This is a genomic window from Desulfolutivibrio sp. (genome assembly GCF_036584575.1).
Classification (GTDB): Bacteria; Desulfobacterota; Desulfovibrionia; order Desulfovibrionales; family Desulfovibrionaceae; genus Desulfolutivibrio.
Genome location: NZ_JAZHDB010000159.1, coordinates 1 through 3,057, shown reverse-complemented (window position 1 = coordinate 3,057; position 3,057 = coordinate 1). Strand labels below are relative to the sequence as shown.

3 protein-coding genes are annotated in these 3,057 nt (G+C 64.2%); 2 read left to right on the top strand and 1 reads right to left on the bottom strand.

What is annotated here, in order from left to right; all coding sequences use genetic code 11:
* Together V3572_RS11680 and V3572_RS11675 are read left to right on the top strand one after the other, a co-directional pair.
* On the top strand, positions 1-729 hold a 729-nt coding region (locus V3572_RS11680; protein ID WP_332111172.1), incomplete at its 5' end, for a LysM peptidoglycan-binding domain-containing protein.
* A gap of 114 nt (positions 730-843) precedes the next feature.
* Complete coding sequence (locus V3572_RS11675; protein ID WP_332111171.1) at positions 844-1,470, top strand: hypothetical protein; 627 nt, start codon at positions 844-846, stop codon at positions 1,468-1,470.
* A 75-nt stretch (positions 1,471-1,545) separates the two neighbouring features.
* On the opposite strand, the gene V3572_RS11670 is transcribed toward V3572_RS11675, so the two are convergent.
* A complete protein-coding gene (locus V3572_RS11670) occupies positions 1,546-2,922 on the bottom strand; it encodes a deoxyribodipyrimidine photo-lyase (protein WP_332111170.1) in 1,377 nt (458 codons plus the stop codon).
* Between the last annotated feature and the right edge of the window lie 135 nt (positions 2,923-3,057).

Genomic DNA, 3,057 nt, shown 5'->3' with positions numbered 1-3,057 from the left:
GTGTGCTCTTCCGATCTGGACGCGCCCCAGGGCCAGGCCCCGGCAACCGTCGTCACCGCGCCCTCCGTCCCGGACGCCGCAGCGGCCAACGCATCCCCGCCGACGCAAAGCGTCGAGGTGGTCTCCACCCCCATTTCCCCCGAGCCCGAGAAAAAGCCCGTCGGCCCGGCGACAATCTCCTACACCGTGCAGCGCGGCGATTCCCTGAACAAGATCGCCCGCAAGTTCAAGGTCAGCGTCAAGGACATCATGGCCAAGAACAAGATCGACAACCCGGACAAGGTGGCGGCGGGACAGGTTCTGGACATCCCCCTGCACGACGGCGCCGCCCCATCCGGCGCCGCCAATGACGCAACGCCGGACATGACGGCCTTCGTGGAAGGGTTTTTCGCCAAAAGCAGCGCGGCCGCGCCCGACGAACTCCTTGCCCTGTACGCCGACGAGGTGGATTTTTATAAAAAGGGCGTAGTCAAAAAGGACTTCGTGCTCGAAGACAAGGTCCGCTACTTCGAACGCTGGCCCAGGCGGTCCTATACCCTTTCCGGAACGCCCAAAGCCACGCCCGTGCCTGGAACCAAACGCACCCGGATCGAGGCCCCAGCGCGTTACCAGGTCAAAAGCGGAGACAAATCGGCCTCGGGCGAGGCCCTGTTCGTCTTCGAGGTGGTCACGGACGGCGCCACCCCGAGCATCGTCTTCGAGGACAGCAGCGTGATCGCACGGCCCTGATCCGACACGTTTTTTTTGTTGTGAGCGCCGTCCGTGCCTGCGGGCGGCGCTTTTTTTGCATAGATTCCCCGCAAAGGCCCACGCGGCAAAAAGAATCCTACTGCGAGGAAGGCTATGGAAATTAGCGGAACATACAATGACATCACCCGGCTCATGACGCTTATCGGTTCCAGTTCCGACGAGGCCTCGGAAACGGCTACCACGACATCCTCCCACGAAACCACCGCCTCGTCTGCGTCAACCGATTCGGATTCCTCCTCCTCATCCGGGGATCTGGTCTCGCTTTCCGAAAACGGCTACGGCATCACCGGGCTTCTGGGAACCGTCATCCCCAACCAGAGCGTGTTGACCTCCCTGGAGGAAAAAACCACCCTGCTCCAGGAGCATTTTCTGGGGGCCCTGAACACCAAGCTCGAAGAGGCCGGGATCGATACCGAAATCCCCATCACCCTCAAGCGCAACGCCGATGGGTCCATCGAAGTGGCGGGCGACCACCCTGACAAGGAGGCCATCGAGGCGCTTTTCACCGAAGAGCCGGTCCTGTCCGAGGCCTTCAACGCCATCGCCGACCAGTCCGAACTGGCCCGCAAGATCAAGGCCGACCGCAGCGTCGCCTTCGCCAGGTCCGGCGGGCTTGCGGCCTACACCAGCACCTCCCTGACCTCGTCGTCCTCGGACACGGAAAGCTTTTTCGCCAGCATGCTGGGGGACAGCCTGTCCACCTGGTTCGATTCCGAATAATCCGGGTACCAGGCCTGCGGGGGTTCCCCAAACACGGCCTCTCCGGACGGCGGCAGGCGGGCGATGGGAGGTTTCTTATCCGGAGGCGCCTGGCAAAGCGGGGAGATGGGCAGCGATGTAGGCGTCCACGTCAAATTTTCGACGGCAGCCGCGTTCGTTCATGTACCGCACCTGGCCGTACACCGGACGTTCGCTCCAGGGCCGGTCGTGCAGGCCCCCCACGGACCACAGCACCCCCACATAGCCGTTGGGGTCGCGGCCATCCAGGGCGTACCGGTCGTTGAGCCGGATGGCCGTGTCCACGGCCTCCTGGGGCGCCTGCGACCATTCCAATATCTTTTTGGCCCAATACATGCGCATGTAGCCGTGCAGGCGGCCCGTCTCCCGCAACTGGGCCTGGGCCGCGTTCCACAAATCCGAATGCGTCAGGCCCCGCTCGAAGTCCTCCCGGCTGTACGCGTATTCCCGCTGGTCCGAGGCATGGGCCAGAAGCGTCCTCTTCCCCCAGTCCGGCAGACCTTCGAAATGGTCATAGTCCTCGCAGTGCAGGCAGAAATTGTCCGACAGCTCCCGACGCACCACGCATTCCTCCACAAAGGCGTCCACGTTCTCCCGCCCTGCCTCGCGGCCTGCCGCAACAACCGAAAGCACCGCCCGCTGGGGCGCAAGCTGCCCGAAATGAAAATACGGCGACAGCCCCGACACCATTCCCGCGTTGGGGTCGTTTCTGCCCCGCGCATAGCCCGGCAGCCGCTTCTCGACGAAATCCCGCAGCGCCGTCTCGGCCGCCCGTTCTCCGGGCAGGATGTCCGTCACCGGCGGCACGCCGCCATCCGCGCCAAGCCCGTCCAGCAGCGCCGCCATGTCAAGCTCCCCCCCAAGCCCCCGCTCGCCGTAAGGATGCTCCGGCAACTCGGGAAAATCCTCCAGATATTCCGGCAAAAGCCTCCAAATCTTTGGCCGTAGCGTCCGCGCCCCGTATTCCCGCTTCCCCGACGCCACCCGGCAGGGAACCACGTTGTGGGCGTCCGTCTCGTAAATGTCCGCGTCCAGCGTCGCCGCCACCGCCCGCTTCCAGCCCACCTTCACCCGCAGCGGATCGAAATCCGTCACCACCGCCGCCGCCGCAACCTCCCGGCAATAGGCCGCCACCCTCTCGCCCGGGTCGCCACGCAAAAGCTCGAAACGTATGCCGCGCGCCGCGCATCCGGCCGCCACCTCGCGCAGGCCGCCAAGCATGAACGCATACTGCCGCAGCCCGGCGCCCAAAAATCCGTCCGCCAGACAAAACACCACATGCAGCGGCCTGCGGCGCGCCACCGACACGGCAAAGGCGTGCAGCAGGGCCCAGTTGTCGGCGACGCGCTGGTCGCGACTCATCCAGTAGACCACCGGTCCCCGGCCGCCAGGACCGGAACGCCACAGGCGCGTGCGAAGGGGATTGATGTCCATGAGACAGGTGTAGTGCGGAAGCCGGGCGGCGACAAGAGGAGGGGGAGATTGGGGAGGAGGCGCTGCCTCCTCCCCAATCCCCCATGCCTTTAAATGTTTAATTCTTCAAAGATTTAAAAATGGTTTTAGGCAGAA